15 protein-coding genes are annotated in these 17,307 nt (G+C 54.1%); all 15 read right to left on the minus strand.

Annotated elements, in window-relative coordinates; translation table 11 throughout:
- Positions 1-71: 71 nt before the first annotated feature.
- Positions 72-1,205: a citrate synthase gene (locus C7445_RS00805; protein WP_134158144.1), complete on the minus strand. Its 1,134-nt coding sequence runs from the start codon at positions 1,203-1,205 to the stop codon at positions 72-74.
- A 150-nt stretch (positions 1,206-1,355) separates the two neighbouring features.
- A complete protein-coding gene (locus C7445_RS00810) occupies positions 1,356-1,883 on the minus strand; it encodes a manganese efflux pump MntP (protein ID WP_243834859.1) in 528 nt (175 codons plus the stop codon).
- 8 nt (positions 1,884-1,891) lie between these two features.
- Positions 1,892-3,295, minus strand: a complete 1,404-nt coding sequence (locus tag C7445_RS00815; protein ID WP_243834860.1) for a bifunctional folylpolyglutamate synthase/dihydrofolate synthase — start codon at positions 3,293-3,295, stop codon at positions 1,892-1,894.
- 108 nt (positions 3,296-3,403) lie between these two features.
- A complete protein-coding gene (gene leuD / locus C7445_RS00820; RefSeq protein WP_134158146.1) occupies positions 3,404-4,009 on the minus strand; it encodes a 3-isopropylmalate dehydratase small subunit in 606 nt (201 codons plus the stop codon).
- Complete coding sequence (gene leuC / locus C7445_RS00825) at positions 4,009-5,424, minus strand: 3-isopropylmalate dehydratase large subunit (protein ID WP_134158147.1); 1,416 nt, start codon at positions 5,422-5,424, stop codon at positions 4,009-4,011. The genes leuD and leuC overlap by 1 nt, the downstream gene beginning before the upstream one ends.
- Positions 5,425-5,428: 4 nt before the next feature.
- Positions 5,429-6,508 (minus strand): 3-isopropylmalate dehydrogenase, encoded by a 1,080-nt coding sequence (gene leuB / locus C7445_RS00830; protein WP_134158148.1) that lies wholly within the window; start codon positions 6,506-6,508, stop codon positions 5,429-5,431.
- Between the two features lie 116 nt (positions 6,509-6,624).
- A complete protein-coding gene (gene ilvC, locus C7445_RS00835; protein ID WP_134158149.1) occupies positions 6,625-7,659 on the minus strand; it encodes a ketol-acid reductoisomerase in 1,035 nt (344 codons plus the stop codon).
- 90 nt (positions 7,660-7,749) lie between these two features.
- Positions 7,750-8,280 carry an acetolactate synthase small subunit gene (gene ilvN / locus C7445_RS00840; protein ID WP_134158150.1) on the minus strand — a complete coding sequence of 177 codons (531 nt, stop codon included), beginning with the start codon at positions 8,278-8,280 and terminating at the stop codon, positions 7,750-7,752.
- A complete protein-coding gene (ilvB, locus tag C7445_RS00845; protein WP_424922979.1) occupies positions 8,277-10,019 on the minus strand; it encodes a biosynthetic-type acetolactate synthase large subunit in 1,743 nt (580 codons plus the stop codon). The genes ilvN and ilvB overlap by 4 nt, the downstream gene beginning before the upstream one ends.
- A 57-nt stretch (positions 10,020-10,076) precedes the next feature.
- A complete protein-coding gene (gene ilvD / locus C7445_RS00850) occupies positions 10,077-11,744 on the minus strand; it encodes a dihydroxy-acid dehydratase (RefSeq protein ID WP_134158151.1) in 1,668 nt (555 codons plus the stop codon).
- Positions 11,745-11,877: 133 nt separating this feature from the next.
- The gene (gene ilvE, locus C7445_RS00855; RefSeq protein ID WP_134158152.1) at positions 11,878-12,750 is read right to left on the minus strand and encodes a branched-chain-amino-acid transaminase; all 873 of its coding nucleotides are present in this window, start codon (positions 12,748-12,750) and stop codon (positions 11,878-11,880) included.
- 350 nt (positions 12,751-13,100) lie between these two features.
- Positions 13,101-14,390, minus strand: coding sequence for a homoserine dehydrogenase (locus C7445_RS00860; protein ID WP_134158153.1), 1,290 nt, complete (start codon positions 14,388-14,390; stop codon positions 13,101-13,103).
- Positions 14,391-14,519: 129 nt separating this feature from the next.
- Complete coding sequence (locus tag C7445_RS00865; protein WP_134158154.1) at positions 14,520-15,521, minus strand: carbohydrate kinase family protein; 1,002 nt, start codon at positions 15,519-15,521, stop codon at positions 14,520-14,522.
- Positions 15,521-16,351, minus strand: coding sequence for a carbohydrate ABC transporter permease (locus C7445_RS00870; RefSeq protein ID WP_134158155.1), 831 nt, complete (start codon positions 16,349-16,351; stop codon positions 15,521-15,523). The genes C7445_RS00865 and C7445_RS00870 overlap by 1 nt, the downstream gene beginning before the upstream one ends.
- Entirely contained in the window at positions 16,348-17,289 is a 942-nt protein-coding gene (locus C7445_RS00875) for a carbohydrate ABC transporter permease (RefSeq protein ID WP_134158156.1), read from the minus strand. The genes C7445_RS00870 and C7445_RS00875 overlap by 4 nt, the downstream gene beginning before the upstream one ends.
- Positions 17,290-17,307 lie beyond the last annotated feature (18 nt).

Here is a 17,307-nt window from a genome sequence, read left to right on the forward strand (position 1 = left end):
CCTGAACACATTGTTCCCGAAAGGGATGTCATCACGCCAAGACAATCGAGGATCAAGTGGCAATTCGTAGCTTAACGCTCCGCAATGGGAACGTACTTGCGTCCGACTTTGCCGACGTACTCCGCACGTGGGCGAATCAAGCGATTATTCCGGTACTGCTCCAAAACGTGAGCGGTCCAACCGGAAATGCGGCTGCACGCGAAAATGGGTGTATACAGGTGTGTCGGAATACCCATGGAGTAGTACGTGGATGCAGAATAAAAGTCAACGTTTGCGTTGAGCCCCTTCTTTTCCTTCACGAACTGCTCAATGATTTGCGACATCTCGAACCACTTGGTTTCCCCAGCCAACTCGCCGGCCTGCTTGCTCAACTGGCGCAAGTGCGTGGCACGAGGGTCTTCCGTGCGATAGACGCGATGGCCAAAGCCCATAATTTTCTTTTTGTTGGCAAGCGCCTCTTCAATCCACGACAACGCCTTATCCTTGTCGCCAATTTCAAGAAGCATACGCATGACCTGCTCATTTGCACCACCGTGCAATGGGCCCTTTAGGGTGCCAATCGCAGAAGTGATCGCCGAATACATATCGGACAAGGTCCCCGCCGTGACGCGGGCAGAGAACGTCGATGCGTTGAGTTCGTGATCGGCGTGTAAAATCAGAGCCGTATTGAACGCTTTCTCCTCAAATTCCGACGGTTGCTCCCCTCGCAACTGGTAGAAAAAGCTTGCCGCGGCACTGAGTTCCGGAAGCGGTACTACTGGTTCGAGTCCCTGGCGAATGCGCTCAAATGAAGTGACGATGGTGGGGATTTTCGCGACCAATCGGGCCGCCTTGCGAAGGTTGGCTTCGATGCTTTCGTCGCCATCATCTGGATCGTACAAACCGAGGTGGGAAACAGCTGTGCGAAGAACCGCCATGGCGTTCGCATCTTTCGGCAAGCGTTTTAACATATCCAAAACTGGCTCAGGCAAGGCACGCTCGCTCGCCAATTTCTCCGTGAACGCTTTCAGTTCCGTCTTGGACGGAAGTTCGCCGTGCCATAAAAGGTAGACTACTTCCTCAAAAGTGGACCCACCATTGACGAGATCGTGAATATCATAGCCTTGAAATATCAAGCGTCCTTCTTTACCATCCAGAAAACAAATTTCCGATGTATTTGCCACTACATCTTCCAACCCGGCTTTAAAACCTGTATCCGCTGCCATGAAAGCAGAACCTCCTCTTCCCTGCTGCTAGAGGCCCACATATGCGGGCCATGGGCCAAATGCCGCTTGCTGTACTCGGCCATTATACTACAATCACAGTCGCCCTCAAAAAGTGTAAACTTTGCCCAAATCAAAGTGAGGTGCGCCGTCTTACACAAAAGCCATGACGCCGGCAACGATAAGCAATACAGCGCCGGACAACTTATCTGGCGAAACCGTTACGCGCTTGCCGAGATGCCGCCCCAATTCCAGGCCTAGGAGCGTTAGACAAAGACTGATGACGCCAAAGACGACCGCGGCCACACCGAGTGGCGCGTTGAACATACCGATGCCAAAGCCAACGGTGAGGTTGTCCAACGACAGCGCGATCGCGAGAAACAAAATCTTCATACCCCGCGCTTTTGCCGCCTGCTCCGCTTCATCATCGTCATCCTCGCGCCGAAGTAAGCTATAGACACCCATGACGACCAGGACGGCAATCCCGACCAGTTTCGCTCGTCGGCCGATATCACCAGCCACTGACTCGCCAATGACCATGCCGATAACCGGCATAATGGCCTCAAACACCGCAAAAATGAGCGCTGTCCGCCACTGTTGTGCCCGCGTCAACTGTGAAGTCCCAAGGCCGACCGAGGCCAGTGCATTGTTCGATCCCATCGCAAGGCCGAAAAGAATCAATTGCCAAATCAGTGTGTTTCATCCCCCATCCTGGATCTCCAGATCGATCCGGTTGCCACGTGAAAGAAGCGCAGTGTGTCACCTACAAAGGATTGTGTACCGACGCAAAGAACGAGATCGTTTCCGCCCACCGAAGATATGGCACGCTCAATTGCGCGTTCGACGTCGGGAACAGACACAGCAGTCAGGCCTTGATCTCTGGTATGGCGTGCGAGATCGCGCGTATATTGCAAATGTGGATTGCTGGCCGTCGTGAAGATGAAGCCGTCTACGACCGGAGCAAGCGTGGACACGACGCCATCCGCATCTTTGTCATCGGGCAAGGATAACACGGCGACCACTCGTCCCGGCCGCTCGGCCTGGCGGCGTTCGACAAACCTGCGCACAAAGGCCGCATTCACTGCGTGAATGGCACCATCCACAACAACCGTCGGCGATTCCCGCACGACGTGCAAACGCCCTGGTAGGATGAGATCACGGAGATCGACATTGATGGGGGATTGGGCCTGCAGGTCACGTTGACCGCGAGACTCATCAGCAATCGCCTGCGCAGCCGCAACCAGTGCAAGACCTACATTGTCCGGATATGGCAGCAAACCTTCATCAATGTGCGCAGAGTGCACCTTGTCTTGATGCCACGCGCGCACCAGATACATCCCCGAACGTTCGACGGGCACTACATCAACCCGAAACGCCTCGCCGCTGTACGCAAGATTGCGCACGCGTGCCAGGTATGGCCTCATCGCAGCCATCGCTCGCGGAGCCTGCTCGCTAACAGCTACCCATGACACGTCATCCGTAAGGATGCCCATTTTTGCAGTGACGACGTCTTCCCAAGTTGGACCCAGTCGATCCAAATGCTCTGGAAAAACGGGCGTGATGATGGCTCCATGATGCACGATTTGATTCACATCATCGTGGCGTGCACCGCGCCCCAATTCAAATAGATTAAAGTCAGTTTGCTGCTCCATAAACCAAAGAGCCGCCATGACAGCGACAACACCAACAGGACCTATGTACTCGTCCGGCGGAATAGGAAGCTTGTCCACCACCTGCCGCACGGTCGCCGCAACGCGAACGAATTCCGATTCTGGAATCATCTCGCCATTCAGGCGAATTCGCTCCAAGAAATCCACGAGGTGCGGACTCGTAAAGAGCCCAACGCGATATCCCAGGCGTTCCAATATCGCAGCCGTCAGAATCGCATGGGATCCCTTTCCCTTGCTGCCGGTCACGGCAATATTGTAGCCGTGTCGATCCGGGCGCCCTAATGCATCCAATGCCCGGCCCGTCCACTCCGGGTGCCGTATGTCGCGATCAAAACCGATGTGCCGTTCCTTCGGGAGCCGGCCATACGATGCAAACACAAATCGAATCGCATTTGTCACTTGTTCTGCCCATGACGACGCCAATGCAAAGCCCCTCACTCTCGTCGCTAGTGTACCACGGGGACAAACACACGAAAATACCACCCTCGTCTGGCGAAGGTGGTATGTTGTGTAGAATCTGCTCGCAGCTATTTAATACACGAATTGATACGCCTTGCGGCTCGCCTCATAGGCGCGAATGTCATCCTCATACTGCAACGTCAACCCGATGTCGTCCAACCCGTTCAGTAGCATGTAGCGCTTGTGCGGATCGACTTCGAACTGAAATCGTTGCCCACAGTCCGTCTCAATGACCTGCGCTTCTAGATCAACCGTCGCTCGCTCCCACTGACCTTTGGCATGAGTCTCTGCCAATTCTTTTCGGAGATCAGAAGGAATGACAATCGGCAAAACGCCATTTTTAAAACAGTTGTTGAAAAAGATATCCGCAAACGATGGCGCAATGACGACGCGAAACCCATAGTCGGCGAGTGCCCACACAGCATGCTCCCGTGACGATCCACAGCCAAAGTTCTCATCGGCGAGCAAGATGGTCGCCCCTTGGGCGCGAGCCGTATTCAGCTCAAACTCCGCATTCGGCGTCCCATCCGCTTCGTAGCGCCAATCGTAGAACAAAAATTCGCCAAATCCATCGCGTTCGATCCGCTTTAGAAACTGTTTCGGAATGATTTGATCCGTATCGACATTCAGTCGATTCATACATACCACTTTACCTTCGTGTTTTACCAAAGGTTCCATCAGGCCGTAACTCCTTCCGATTGAAACGTGCGCACGTCTACGAAATGGCCGGCGATAGCCGCCGCAGCAGCCATTGCGGGACTGACCAAGTGCGTTCTCGCCCCACGGCCTTGACGCCCTTCAAAGTTGCGGTTTGACGTGGACGCACAACGCTCACCAGCCGGAATGATGTCGGGATTCATGCCAAGGCACATGCTGCAGCCCGGTTCGCGCCACTCAAATCCCGCGGCCAAAAAGATCTTATGCAGGCCCTCTTCCTCCGCCTGCTGTTTGACTTGCTTGGATCCTGGTACGACCATCGCGTGTACGCCAGCTGCCACCTTGCGTCCTTCGACAATCGCTGCGGCAAGACGCAAGTCTTCGATCCGCGCATTCGTACAGGAGCCAATGAATACGTGCTGGATGGGTATCTCGGATATCTTTGTGCCAGGTTCCAGCCCCATGTATTCCAAAGCCTGTCGGATGGCCCGCGCTTCTGTCTCGGTCGCCGCATCAGCTGGATCTGGCACGATCCCGTTGACACCGCCGCCCATCCCCGGGTTCGTACCCCACGTCACCTGTGGCTCAAGTGCGTTCACGTCAAATTCGATATCGAGATCAAACTGAGCATCCGCGTCAGACACAAGCGTCCTCCACTCAGTCACAGCGGCTTCCCAGGCCTCGCCCGCTGGTGCATGCTGCCTGCCCTTGACATAGGCAATGGTCGTTTCGTCGGGTGCCATCATACCAGCGCGCGCACCGAATTCAATCGACATATTGCAAATGGTCATCCGCTGTTCCATGGACAACTGCGGTATCAATGTACCTGCGTACTCGACCACGTAGCCGGTTCCGAAGTTTACACCGTATTTGGCGATGAGTCCAAGTATCACGTCTTTTGCCGTAATCCCAGACTGCAGCGAACCGTTGAGTCGGATACGCATCGTTTTGGGACGATTTTGCCACAGACATTGCGTTGCCAGGACATGTTCCACTTCGCTCGTACCGATGCCAAACGCCAATGCGCCAAACGCACCGTGTGTCGACGTATGGCTATCCCCGCATACGATGGTTTTCCCAGGGAGAGTAAGCCCCAATTCCGGGCCAATGACGTGCACAATACCCTGAAACGGACTGTCGAGTCCGGCAAGTGAGACGTTGAATTCACGACAGTTCTCCATCAGTGTTTCGATCTGCTTTTTCGCAATTGCATCACGCACGTCGGTAGGGTTGACCGTCGGCACATTGTGATCCATCGTGGCGAACGTCTGCGCCGGTTGACGCACAGCCCGTTTTGCGAAACGCAGGCCGGCGAAAGCCTGTGGAGATGTCACTTCATGGACAAGATGCAGATCGATATAGAGCAGGGCCTGCCCATCCGGAAGTTGTTTGACCACATGTGCGTCCCATACCTTTTCAAACAACGTTTTGCCCATTTTCTTATGCCAGCCTCCTTTGTACATCGGCGCGCACCAATTGGCTCATTTCCTTCGTACCGACCCAAGCTTGGCCCGAACCAGCGAGATCGCGCGTGCGCACCCCCTGCTCAATGACAGCCAATACCGAAGCTTCGATGGCATCAGCCGCCTCCGGATATCCGAGGGAATGACGCAACATCATCGCGACGGACAAGAACGTCGCAAGCGGATTGGCGACACCCTGCCCCGCGATATCCGGTGCCGATCCATGAACGGGCTCGTACAGCCCCGGTCCGTCGCCACCAATGCTGGCCGACGGCAACATGCCAATGGAGCCCGTGAGAATCGCAGCCTCATCGCTGAGAATATCGCCGAACATGTTCTCGGTGACGATCACGTCAAAACTGTTCGGCCGCGTTACCAACTGCATCGCCGCATTGTCGACAAGCACATGATCAACGACGACGTCGGGATATTCTACGGACAACTCGTTGACCACTTCACGCCACATCCGGCTCGATTCGAGGACGTTCGCTTTGTCTACGGATGTCAGTTTCTTCCGGCGCGCCTGCGCCAATGTGAACGCTCGGCGCACGACACGTTCGATTTCGCCGCGAGTATAGTACAAGGTATCGACGACCGCTCGCCCTCCTTCGACGCGGGCTTTTGGCTGTCCAAAATAGAGCCCCCCCGTCAGTTCGCGGACGATGATCATATCAACGCCTTCCAGTAATTCTGGTTTCAACGGAGAAGCGAGCATCAGCCCAGGCCACGTGCGAATGGGTCTCAAGTTGGCAAACACGTTCAACCGCTTCCGGATGCCGAGCAACCCTGCCTCTGGACGTACATCCCCCGGCAAATTGTCCCACTGCGGACCGCCGACGGCACCAAGCAGTACAGCGTCCGCCTCTAAGCACTTCGCAACTGTCTCTTCGGGCAATGGCGAGCCAGTTTGGTCATAAGCGCCACCGCCAATCAGCCCTTCGTCAAGTTCCCACTGTACCCCCAATAAAGCGGCAATCTCGACCAAGAGCTGCCGAGCCTCGGTTGTCACTTCCGTGCCGATGCCATCGCCAGGCAAAACTACGATTCGCTTCGTCATAGTAAACACTGTCCTTATATCCATGATGAGGTGAGTTGAGAGTCATAGTAGAATTTCGCTTCACGAGCTTCCAAGAGGAAATCAGGGAAGCCGGCAACCAGCTCCCCTGGAAACGATCAAATCCGTGCTGCTGGAGCAGGAAATGCAGCCTCCACTGGCTTTTTCGATTTGATAAACGGCATCATGGAACGCAACTCACGACCAACCACTTCGATGGGATGCTCCTGCTCGCGGCGGTTGATGGCGTTGAACATCGGTCGATTCGCCTGATTTTCCAAAATCCACCCCTTGGCAAACGTTCCGTTCTGGATCTCGGCCAGGATTCTCCTCATCTCAGCCTTGGTCGCTTCGGTGACAACTCGAGGCCCCGACGTAAAATCGCCCCATTGAGCCGTGTCGGAAATGGAATAACGCATGTATTCCAATCCACCCTCGTAAATGAGGTCGACAATCAACTTCATTTCATGCAAACATTCGAAGTACGCAATTTCCGGCTGATATCCAGCTTCCACCAAGGTCTCGAAACCTGCCTTGATCAATGCCGAAAGGCCGCCGCACAATACAGCCTGCTCACCAAATAAATCCGTTTCCGTCTCTTCTCGGAATGTGGTCGTGAGAACACCTGCGCGACCAGCTCCAATGCCACGCGCGTACGCGAGTGCCAGTTCTTGCGCTTGCCCACTCGCATTTTGGTGCACGGCAATCAACGCCGGAACGCCGCCACCAGCCTCATACACACGGCGGACCAAGTGCCCAGGCCCCTTGGGCGCGACCATAAATACATCTACATCTGCAGGCGGCTGAATCTGCGAGAAATGAATGTTAAATCCATGCGCAAACGCCAACGCCTTCCCTGCGTGCAAATATGGACGAATCTCCGATTCGTAAACGGCGACCTGCCGCTCGTCCGGAAGAAGAATCATGAGGACGTCGGCTTCTTCCACGGCTTCACCGACCGGCAGAACGGTAAATCCATCGGCTTCTGCGCGTTGCCAAGACGCTCCGGGACGAAGTCCAACGATCACGTCAAACCCACTGTCGCGCAGGTTCTGCGCGTGAGCGTGCCCTTGCGAACCATAGCCAATTACGGCAATTCGTTTACTGGTCAATGCTTGGATGGAAATATCCGAATCATAAAACACTTTTGTCATGGTCGACACTCCTCATTTTTCGCGTTCTCATCACTTTTCCTGGATGGTAAAGCGCGCCGACAGGCTCCCGCAGCCCGTCGGCCGCATGTCTCAGATCGGTAGAACCTGACTTTCATTGAGCCGTCTCAATTCGCTGACAGAGCTGGCTTCACGCGGCAGGGCCGTCAACCCAGTGCGTGCCAACTCACGAATACCATAGGGACGTAGTAAGCTGATCAAAGCCTCGATTTTATCCGCATCTCCAGTCACTTGGACGGTGACCGTATCCCGTCCGACATCGACAATGCTCGCTCGAAACGGATCGATGAGCGACGTGATGGTGGCTCTTTGGGCAATCGGACTGTTCACCTGAATCAGTGCCAGTTCCCTGGATACCATCGGCGTATCGGTCAAATCAGTGACCTTCAGAACATCAATTTGCTTGTGCAGCTGTTTCATGACCTGCTCGAGTGCCGCTTCGTCCATCTCGCTCATCACCAGTGTCATGCGTGAGACATCAGGGCTCTCAGTGATACACACCGTAAGGCTCTGAATATTAAATCCTTTACGCATGAATAAGGCCGTGATCCGATTCAATACGCCCGGTTTGTTGTGTACGAGCACGGAAAGCACAGGTGTCATGGTTTCACCCCCACCATTTGGTGAATCCCGGTGCCAGGTGCCACCATCGGAAACACATTCTCTCGCGGCTCCACGATACATTCCAGCAACCCAGGTCCAGGGCTCGCCAAGAACGCCGTCAAGGCCTCCGTTAAGCCATCGTCCTCTTGCACGCGCACCGCAGGAATACGATAGGCTTGTGCCAACATGACAAAATCCGGTTGCCATTCGAGCAGTGATGCTGAGTATCGCTCACCATGGAATAACTCCTGCCATTGGCGAACCATACCAAGTGCTCCGTTGTTGACGATCACGATTTTAACAGGCAACTCCATCTCCCCGATGACAGCGAGCTCCTGTTGTGTCATCTGGAATCCTGCGTCGCCAAGGATGGCGACGACTTGTTGATCTGGCTTGCCAAAATAGGCACCAATCGCCGCGGGCAACCCAAAGCCCATCGTTCCGAGTCCCCCCGAAGTTACCCAGCGATCCGGCACCTCAAACGGGAAAAACTGTGCTGTCCACATCTGGTGTTGTCCGACATCCGTGATGACAACCGCATTGCCCGCCGTTAGCCGCGCGATTTCAGCAATCAAACGTTGGGGTTTGATAGCCGCACCATCTTGGATATACCAGTATGGGAACTGCTCTTTGGTCGCGAGCAATTCGCTCACCCACGCACCTGCGTCGGGCGACTCGACCTCTGCTGCCAACATCATGAGCAGTGCTTCGCGCACATCGCCCACGACCGGAATCTGTGTCACCACGTTCTTGCCAATCTCCGCCGGATCGATATCGACATGAGCCACAGTGGCATGGGGCGCGAAAAAGTCAAGCTTGCCTGTCAAGCGATCGTCAAAACGAGCTCCCAAATTAATCAGGAAATCTGTTTCATGCAAGGCCTTGTTCGCAGCCGCGCTGCCGTGCATACCGCCCATTCCGAGAAACAACGGGTGACTCGCCGGAAATCCGCCCAATCCCAGCAAGGTATGAACTACTGGAAGGCGGTACCGCTCGGCGAATGCCAAAAGCTCTGCGCTCGCACCCGCATGTAAAATCCCCGCACCTGCAAGAATCACTGGTTTCTTTGCACGGGCCAATCCAGCCATCAATTTCCGAATTTGAAGTTGATGAGGGACAACCGTGGGCTGGTAACCCGGCAACTGCGGCGGTTCGTCATACGTGAACAGAGCGGTCTCCCCAGCGACATCCTTCGGAATATCGATCAAAACAGGCCCTTTTCTTCCTGAATTGGCAATGTGGAACGCCTCTTTGAACACCCTTGGGATTTCGGATGCATGGCGAATTTGATAGTTGTGTTTGGTAATGGGCGTACTGATACCGATGATGGACGTCTCCTGGAATGCGTCGGTACCAATCACCGTCTTCGCCACTTGCCCCGTGATCGCGACAATAGGAATGCTATCCATCATAGCGTCAGCCAGACCTGTGACAAGGTTGGTCGCCCCCGGCCCAGATGTGGCGATCACCACACCAGGCCTCCCGGTTACGCGCGCATATCCTTCCGCCGCGTGAATCGCGCCTTGTTCGTGACGCGTCAACACGTGACGAATCCCGCACTCGTACAATGCGTCGTAAAGAGGCAGAACGGCGCCACCCGGGTAGCCAAAAATGACGTCTACGCGTTCTCGCCGCAAGGCCTCTACGACCATGTCAGCCCCCTTCAACAACATCGCGCCATCCGTCTTGTGATTCGCCTCTCCCAACGGACGTCTCATTTCATCCGCAGGTTTTGACATACCTGGCATCGTTTTGCCTCCTCTCCATGTGTCCCAAAATGGTAGTTGTCATCCTTTTCAAACTTTTAAAACTGCACCTGTGTTGGCTGAAGTAACGAGATGGGCATACCTTGCGAGATAGCCTGTAAGTTTCTCCTTGTCTGGAGGCTGATACAAGCTCCTGCGCCGCTCCAACTCGTCATCCGCAACGGCGAGATGAATGGAACGGTTGGCCAGGTCGATTTCGATCTCGTCGCCATCCTCCACCAAAGCAATGGGTCCGCCCACTCCCGCTTCGGGCGAAATGTGGCCGACACAAATGCCTCGCGTCGCCCCGGAAAACCGACCGTCCGTAATGAGTGCCACGTCGCGGCCCAATCCACGTCCGACAATCGACGATGTAGGAGCGAGCATCTCAGGCATACCGGGACCACCCTTCGGCCCTTCGTATCGAATCACCACGACATGACCGGGTTGCACACGCCCTTCATTGATACCAGCCAAGGCCTCATCCTGCGAATTAAACACGATGGCCTTGCCCACAAAACGAGCGATGTCGGGATCGACCGCGCCAACCTTTAGGACGGCTCCGTCTGGCGCCAAATTCCCGAAGAAAATCGAAAGTCCACCCTCTTTGCTGTACGGATTGCTGGCCGGGTGAATGACCCTCTCGTCGACAATGTGCGCATCTTGTACCGCTTCGTACAAGGTTTTTCCTGACACGGTGATGCGATCTCGATGCACCGCGTCGGTGTGTTCACACAATTCGCGGATAATGGCCGAAACACCCCCGGCACGATGGACGTCTTGCATGCTGTATTCTGAGGCAGGGCTGATTTTCGCCAGATATGGCACGCGCTTTGCAATTTCATTGATATCGGCGAGGGAATAGTCGATCCCAGCCTCATGCGCAATTGCCATCAGGTGAAGAACGGTATTGGTGGACCCGCCCATTGCCATATCGAGTGCGAACGCGTCATCGATGGCCTCTCGGGTGATAATATCGCGCGGACGAATGTCTTCCTGAACCATGCGGATAAGGTGTTTCGCGGCTTCGTAAATCAATTCATGCCGCTCTTTGGATGTGGCAACAAGCGTTCCGTTGCCAGGAAGTGCAATACCAAGCATCTCCATGATGCAGTTCATCGAGTTTGCGGTGAACATCCCGGAACACGATCCGCACGTGGGACATGCGTTTTGCTCGAGATCAAGCAAGTCGCTCTCGGAAATCGCCCCGCTTTGATAGCGACCTACCCCTTCAAACACGGAACTTAACGACAAGGTTTGACCTGTTCGCGACTTACCTGCTTCCATCGGGCCACCGGAGACAAACACAGCGGGAACGTTGGTACGCACAGCGGCCATCAACATACCAGGCGTAATTTTGTCACAGTTCGGAATATAAAAGACACCGTCAAACCAGTGTGCGTTGATCATCGTCTCTGCAGAATCGGCAATCAGCTCCCGGCTAGCCAAGGAATACCGCATACCGATGTGTCCCATGGCGATCCCGTCGTCGACGCCGATGGTGTTAAACTCAAATGGGATGCCGCCTGCTTGGCGAATTGCATCCTTGACGACCTCTGCAAATTCCTTCAGGTGGACGTGTCCCGGCACGATGTCGACGTAGGAGTTACAGACGCCAATAAACGGTTTGGGCAGGTCGGTCGGACGAACTCCTGTTGCATAGAGCAAACTGCGGTGAGGCGCCCTATCGACGCCTTTTTTGATCATGTCGCTTCGCATGATTTGCCACTCCCTGCGATTCTATATCTATCGAAATTTCATTATATACAAACTATTCTATTTGGAAAACATCGCACCGCCGCGATGAAGTGGCGGTGCGATATATCCTTGTCACAATACACAAATGCGGTGATTAGATGCGAACACCGTCCGTCCGTAGGATTTTGGTAAACGCCTCGTGAATTCGCTTCGTCACCGGACCAGGCACCCCATCGCCAACGGTTCTGCGGTCGACCGTAATAACAGGTACAATTTCGGCAGCAGTACCCGTTAAAAAGACTTCATCGGCAACATAAACATCGTGCTGCGTGAACGGCTCCTGTTTGACGGCATAGCCGAGTTCGCCAGCCAGCTCGATTACCGCCTGCCGAGTAATTCCTTCCAAAGCCCCGAGGTAAGCCGGAGGCGTGGTGAGCACACCATCGCGCACAACGAAGATGTTTTCACCCGAGCCCTCAACGACATAACCTTCTGAATTCAGGACAATCGCTTCGCTGGCACCAGCGTTCAGTGCCTCCATCTTGATGAGAATGTTGTTCAAGTAGTTGAGAGATTTGATTTTCGGGTTCAACGAATCGCTGCGGTTGCGCCGCGTGGCCGCTGTCACGGCATGAATGCCTTGCTCGTATAGCGCCGCCGAAAACATGGCGAGCTGCTCGGCGATGATAAATACGCGTGCTCCATGGCAATTCGTAGGGCTTAGGCCCAAGTCCCCACTGCCGCGGGTGACCACGAGGCGAATGTAAGCCGATGACAATTCATTGCGACGCAACGTTTCACAGACGAGATCCGTCATCTCTTCCTGCGTATAAGGGATTTCGAGCGCGATAGACTTCGCCGAATCGTACAAGCGACGAATGTGTTGTTGCAATCGAAATACGTTTCCATCGTAAGAACGAATGCCTTCAAAAATGCCATCCCCGTACAGCAACCCGTGGTCAAACACCGAAACCTTGGCGTCGTCCCGGTTTACGAAAGCGCCGTCTAGAAAAATTTGTGATGCCAAGTACAACGCCCCTCTTTCGCCGTTGTCAGCGAATTTCTATTTTTGACTTGAATTTTCAAACAATATTCCCTCAAAACGATGCTAACCTTGTGCTAATGCAGTGAAATGCTTCGTTTTGACAAGAATCAGACGACTTGCTGGTCATTGTAGTACGGGTATGGGACCCTGTCAATTGGGAGAGAGCCCGAAGATCGCATTGAAACCGCTTACAATAAGTGCCTGAGACGCGCAAAACAGCGCTGTATCAACGTTTCTCAGGACTGGCTAAAAAATTCACAGAACGGGAAGATGGTATCGATCGATCGCGATATGAAAGGCGGGCCAATTGGCCCGCCGTACTCTGTGGATGTTCACTCTGCCACAGGCTCGACCGGCATGACTGCCTCGACCGCCAACTGCGGAGAGCGGGTGAGATGAAGCGAGATTTCCCGAGCCAAACGCGAAGAAATTTCGTGTGTAACAATGACGATTTCCGCCCGACCTCCTTCGACCCGTTTTTGCAATACGGTCTCCATGCTTGCGCGATACTCGCCAAACAGGTGAGCCACCTGCGCAAACACACCAGGCTGATCGGCTGCCGTCAAGCGGAAGTAATACTTGTAGGCGTCATCCTCGCGTTCGACCACAGGCTTGCGCTCGCCCGCCGAACCGTTTGGCGAGCTGGCGACAAAGCCAAGCTTTAAATTCCGCACGAGCGCAATGATATCGCCGACAACCGCGCTCGCTGTCGGCATACGACCGGCTCCACGGCCGAAAAACATGAGATCGCCAGCCGCATCGCCACGGACAAAAAGCGCGTTGTACGCATCCGACACATGTGCCAGAGGGTGATTCTTCGGGATTAACGTCGGTCGCACAGCTAACGTGAGTTCCCCGTCGCGATCGCGCCCAACGGCTAAAAGCTTAATCACATAGCCCGCTTCATCCGCGTAGCGGACATCGGTTGCCGTAATATGGCGAATCCCTTCCACGCGCACATCGCTGAGATGCACTTCGGTGTGGAAGGCGATGGAGGCGAGAATGACCAGTTTACGCGCCGCATCGAGGCCGTCGACGTCACTCGAAGGATCTGCCTCTGCGTAGCCCAACTCCTGAGCCATTTGCAGAGCTTCGGCGAAATCGATGTGGCGCGTCGTCATCTGCGATAGAATGAAGTTTGTCGTACCGTTGATAATCCCTTTTAAGTCTGTGACTTCATTCGCCGTCAGGTTTTCCTTTAACGGTCCGACGAGTGGAATGGCGCCGCCGACCGCAGCCTCAAACAGAACACTCACACCATGCGCAGCCGCAGTCTGCAAAATCTCGGGCCCGTGCAAGGCGATGAGATCCTTGTTGGCCGTCACGACATGTTTTCCTCGCGACAACGCCTCAAGAATATAAGTCTTTGCCGGTTCGATCCCGCCGATGGTCTCGACGACAATTTGAATATCATCGTCGGCCAGAATATCCTCCGGCGACGTGGTCAACCGCTCATCGATAAAGGAAACACCGCGATCCTTCTGCGTATCACGCACAAGAATCGTTTTCACAATTGGCCGCAAGCCGGTCATATCGGCAACTCTATCTGCACGACGACGCACGAGCGACACGACGCCCGCACCGACTGTCCCACATCCTAACAACCCGATTCGAATTTGCATGTTCTGTATCCTCCCCGACTCCTGCCACACCTGTCGTTCCGGTTGCGGCTGACCATGCCAAACCAAACAGACACACCGCGAAACCGTCCAAACATTTTGCTTCTTTATACCCTCCGTCTACAAACACTGTCAAGCAGGCAGATGTGCCAAGATTTCGGGGAGAGTTGGCAGGGCATCCATCGCACCGCGCTTAGTGGTGGTCAGCGCGCCTGCTGCGTTGGCAAACGACACCGCATCGAGAAACAGATTGTCGTCCCAAATCGCGTCCCGCAATACGCCATCACTGCGGGTCAAACGATACAAGAGAGCCCCTAAAAATGCATCTCCAGCAGCGGTTGTGTCGATCGCGACAACGGGTAGAGATGGAATGTGGACATGACCGCTGTCCGTATCGACGATAGCCCCCTTTGCTCCACACGTTACCGCCAACCGAACCGAGGGATACGCAGACCGCAGTCGACTGATCCCCTCGTCCAGGTTGGACTCCCCAGTGAGAAAAAGGACTTCATCGTCCGAGATCTTCACGAGGTCTGCAAGAGCGATGGCAGTCGAGATGCGCGATCGCGCCTCATCGAGATCGCGCCACAGTGGTGGTCGTAAGTTCGGATCAAACGAGATGATACAATCGGCCGCTTTCGCCATGTCAATCGCAGAAAACGTCGCATCGCGTGAGGGGTTGTCCGTAAGCGACAGAGAGCCAAAGTGGAAGACGCGAGCCTGCTCAAACCAAGTGGGATGTAGCTCATGTGCCTGCAGCTGCGTATCTGCACCAGGATTGCGTTCAAACGAAAAAGAACGGTCACCGTCTGCTGCAAGCTGTACAAATGCCAACGTTGTGCGACAGGGATCGCGCAACAGTGACGTCGTGTCGATACCAAGCGCCTTCACGCAGCGTTCCAGATAGTCGCCGAACAGATCCCTGCCCACTTTGGCTACAAGTTGACCAGTGCCGCCCAACCGACAGACTGCCGCCAAGACATTGGCGGGTGCTCCTCCAGCCGATCCGACCATTCGAGGAGTACCATCCGCTTCGACCGACACACAAAAATCGATCAACAATTCTCCCAGTGCCAATACATCCAATCGTTTCACCGTTCCTTTTGGCCATGTCTGGCCTGTTCCATCGGACATTACCCTTTTACAGCTCCCTGCGTCAAACCGGATACAATCCATCTCCGGAAGATAATGACCAGTAACACGATGGGTACAATGGATACGACTGAGCCAGCGAAGATCGTACCGTAGGGAACGGTGTACTGTCCGCTAAATAGTGCGATCCCCACCGGAATGGTGCGCATAGTATTGGACGGATTAAATACGAGCGACATGAAAAACTCGGTCCAACAGGCGACAAACGTAAAAACCGCCGCCGTAAATAACCCTGGTGTCGTAAGCGGCAAGAAAATTCTCCAAAAGGCCGTAAACACGGACGAACCATCAATTTTCGCCGCTTCAAACAAGGCGCCGGGCACCTGCAAAAAATAGTTGCGCAGAATCCAGATCGCGAACGGTAAATTGAAGGCCGTATACGGAATGATCAAGGCCTGATAACTGTCCAGCCAACCCACATCCCGCAACAGCATGTAAAGCGGTGTAATGACAACCAGCGGCGGGAAGACCGAAATAATCAGCAAAAAAATCAGCATTGGCCGCTTGCCGCGCATGGGTAAGCGCGCGATCGCGAAACCTGCCATGGAACTAAACGCCAATACGATGAACGTCGAGACAACAGAGACGATCACGCTGTTCAAAATGTACCTTCCAAAATGGAACTGCCCGAACGCCTCCGCATAGTGTTGGAACGTCCAATGCTTTGGGAAATATGCGGGCGGGTACGAACTAATGTCGGTATTCGGTTCAAAGGATGAAACAAACATCCAATAGAATGGCAGGAGAATCACAACCAAGAAAGCAATGAGTACAACATAACCAAAGATGCGCTTTGACAATGGCTTGGTCATTGTGCTTCCTCCCCTACCATGCCGCGGAACGCAGACAGGAAAATCAGACAAGCGCCAAGAATGAGAATGACTGTACTGATGGCAACGGCTGCACCTAGGCCAAAGTGCAGATTGGTAAACAAGGTTTCCTCACCAAGCATGGCGAGCGACGTGGTCGTGGTACCTGGCCCGCCTTGCGTCAAGACGAACGGCAGGTCAAAGATACCGAATGCCTGAAGGATGCGAAATAACCCTGCAAGCGCGATGCTACCGCGCAACTGTGGAAATGTGACATTCCAAAACGATTGCCAAGCGTTTGCTCCATCGATTAAAGCCGCTTCATAGTAATCCTTCGGGATCATTTGCAGGCCGCTCAAGAGGATGATAACCACAAACGGCGTTGTCTTCCAAATATCAGCAATCATCAGAGATACAACTGCAGTGAACGGTTGCCCCAGCCAGTTGACTTGCGTATGAATGATATGCAGTCCCTGTAGAATCGCGTTTAAAACACCATAGACCCCGTTATAGATGTAGCCCCACATCTGGGCCGAAATCACCGTAATTAAAGCCCAAGGTATCAGCATCACAACAATCGACAGGCTCTTTAATCGCTCGACGTTTTGAATCGCCAAGGCGATGAGCAAGCCCAAAAACAGTTCGACAGCAACCGTGATGACCGAGTAATAAATGGTGAAACCCACGCTGTGCCAAAACAGAGGTGCAGAGTATACATCCTTGTAATTCTGCAAGCCAGTAAACGTGAACTGGAAGCCGTTTGTCGTCAGCTGGATATTGTTAAAACTCATGAACAACGAATAGAGGATTGGGAAAATCGTAACCGCCAGTATGACAATGCCAGCGGGTGTCAGCAGTCCCCATCCAGCACGAACATCTGTACGTTGTAAACTCCCGCTGCGCCGCTCCTTCTTGCCTGTACTCGCGGCTTCCATGGCCATCCTTGTCAACCTCCCTAA

The sequence above is a fragment of the Alicyclobacillus sacchari genome (genome assembly GCF_004366795.1).
GTDB lineage: Bacteria > Bacillota > Bacilli > Alicyclobacillales > Alicyclobacillaceae > Alicyclobacillus > Alicyclobacillus sacchari.

Coding starts and splice junctions, on each gene's coding strand:
- leuC (WP_134158147.1), bottom strand. CDS start 5,424: ATGGGCAAAACGTTGTTTGAAAAGGTATGGGACGCACATGTGGTCAAA.
- leuD (WP_134158146.1), bottom strand. CDS start 4,009: ATGGAACCTTTGGTAAAACACGAAGGTAAAGTGGTATGTATGAATCGA.
- C7445_RS00860 (WP_134158153.1), bottom strand. CDS start 14,390: ATGCAAATTCGAATCGGGTTGTTAGGATGTGGGACAGTCGGTGCGGGC.
- ilvB (WP_424922979.1), bottom strand. CDS start 10,019: ATGTCAAAACCTGCGGATGAAATGAGACGTCCGTTGGGAGAGGCGAAT.
- C7445_RS00870 (WP_134158155.1), bottom strand. CDS start 16,351: ATGACCAAGCCATTGTCAAAGCGCATCTTTGGTTATGTTGTACTCATT.
- C7445_RS00865 (WP_134158154.1), bottom strand. CDS start 15,521: ATGTCCGATGGAACAGGCCAGACATGGCCAAAAGGAACGGTGAAACGA.
- ilvD (WP_134158151.1), bottom strand. CDS start 11,744: ATGCGAAGCGACATGATCAAAAAAGGCGTCGATAGGGCGCCTCACCGC.
- leuB (WP_134158148.1), bottom strand. CDS start 6,508: ATGACGAAGCGAATCGTAGTTTTGCCTGGCGATGGCATCGGCACGGAA.
- ilvC (WP_134158149.1), bottom strand. CDS start 7,659: ATGACAAAAGTGTTTTATGATTCGGATATTTCCATCCAAGCATTGACC.
- C7445_RS00805 (WP_134158144.1), bottom strand. CDS start 1,205: ATGGCAGCGGATACAGGTTTTAAAGCCGGGTTGGAAGATGTAGTGGCA.
- C7445_RS00875 (WP_134158156.1), bottom strand. CDS start 17,289: ATGGCCATGGAAGCCGCGAGTACAGGCAAGAAGGAGCGGCGCAGCGGG.
- ilvN (WP_134158150.1), bottom strand. CDS start 8,280: ATGACACCTGTGCTTTCCGTGCTCGTACACAACAAACCGGGCGTATTG.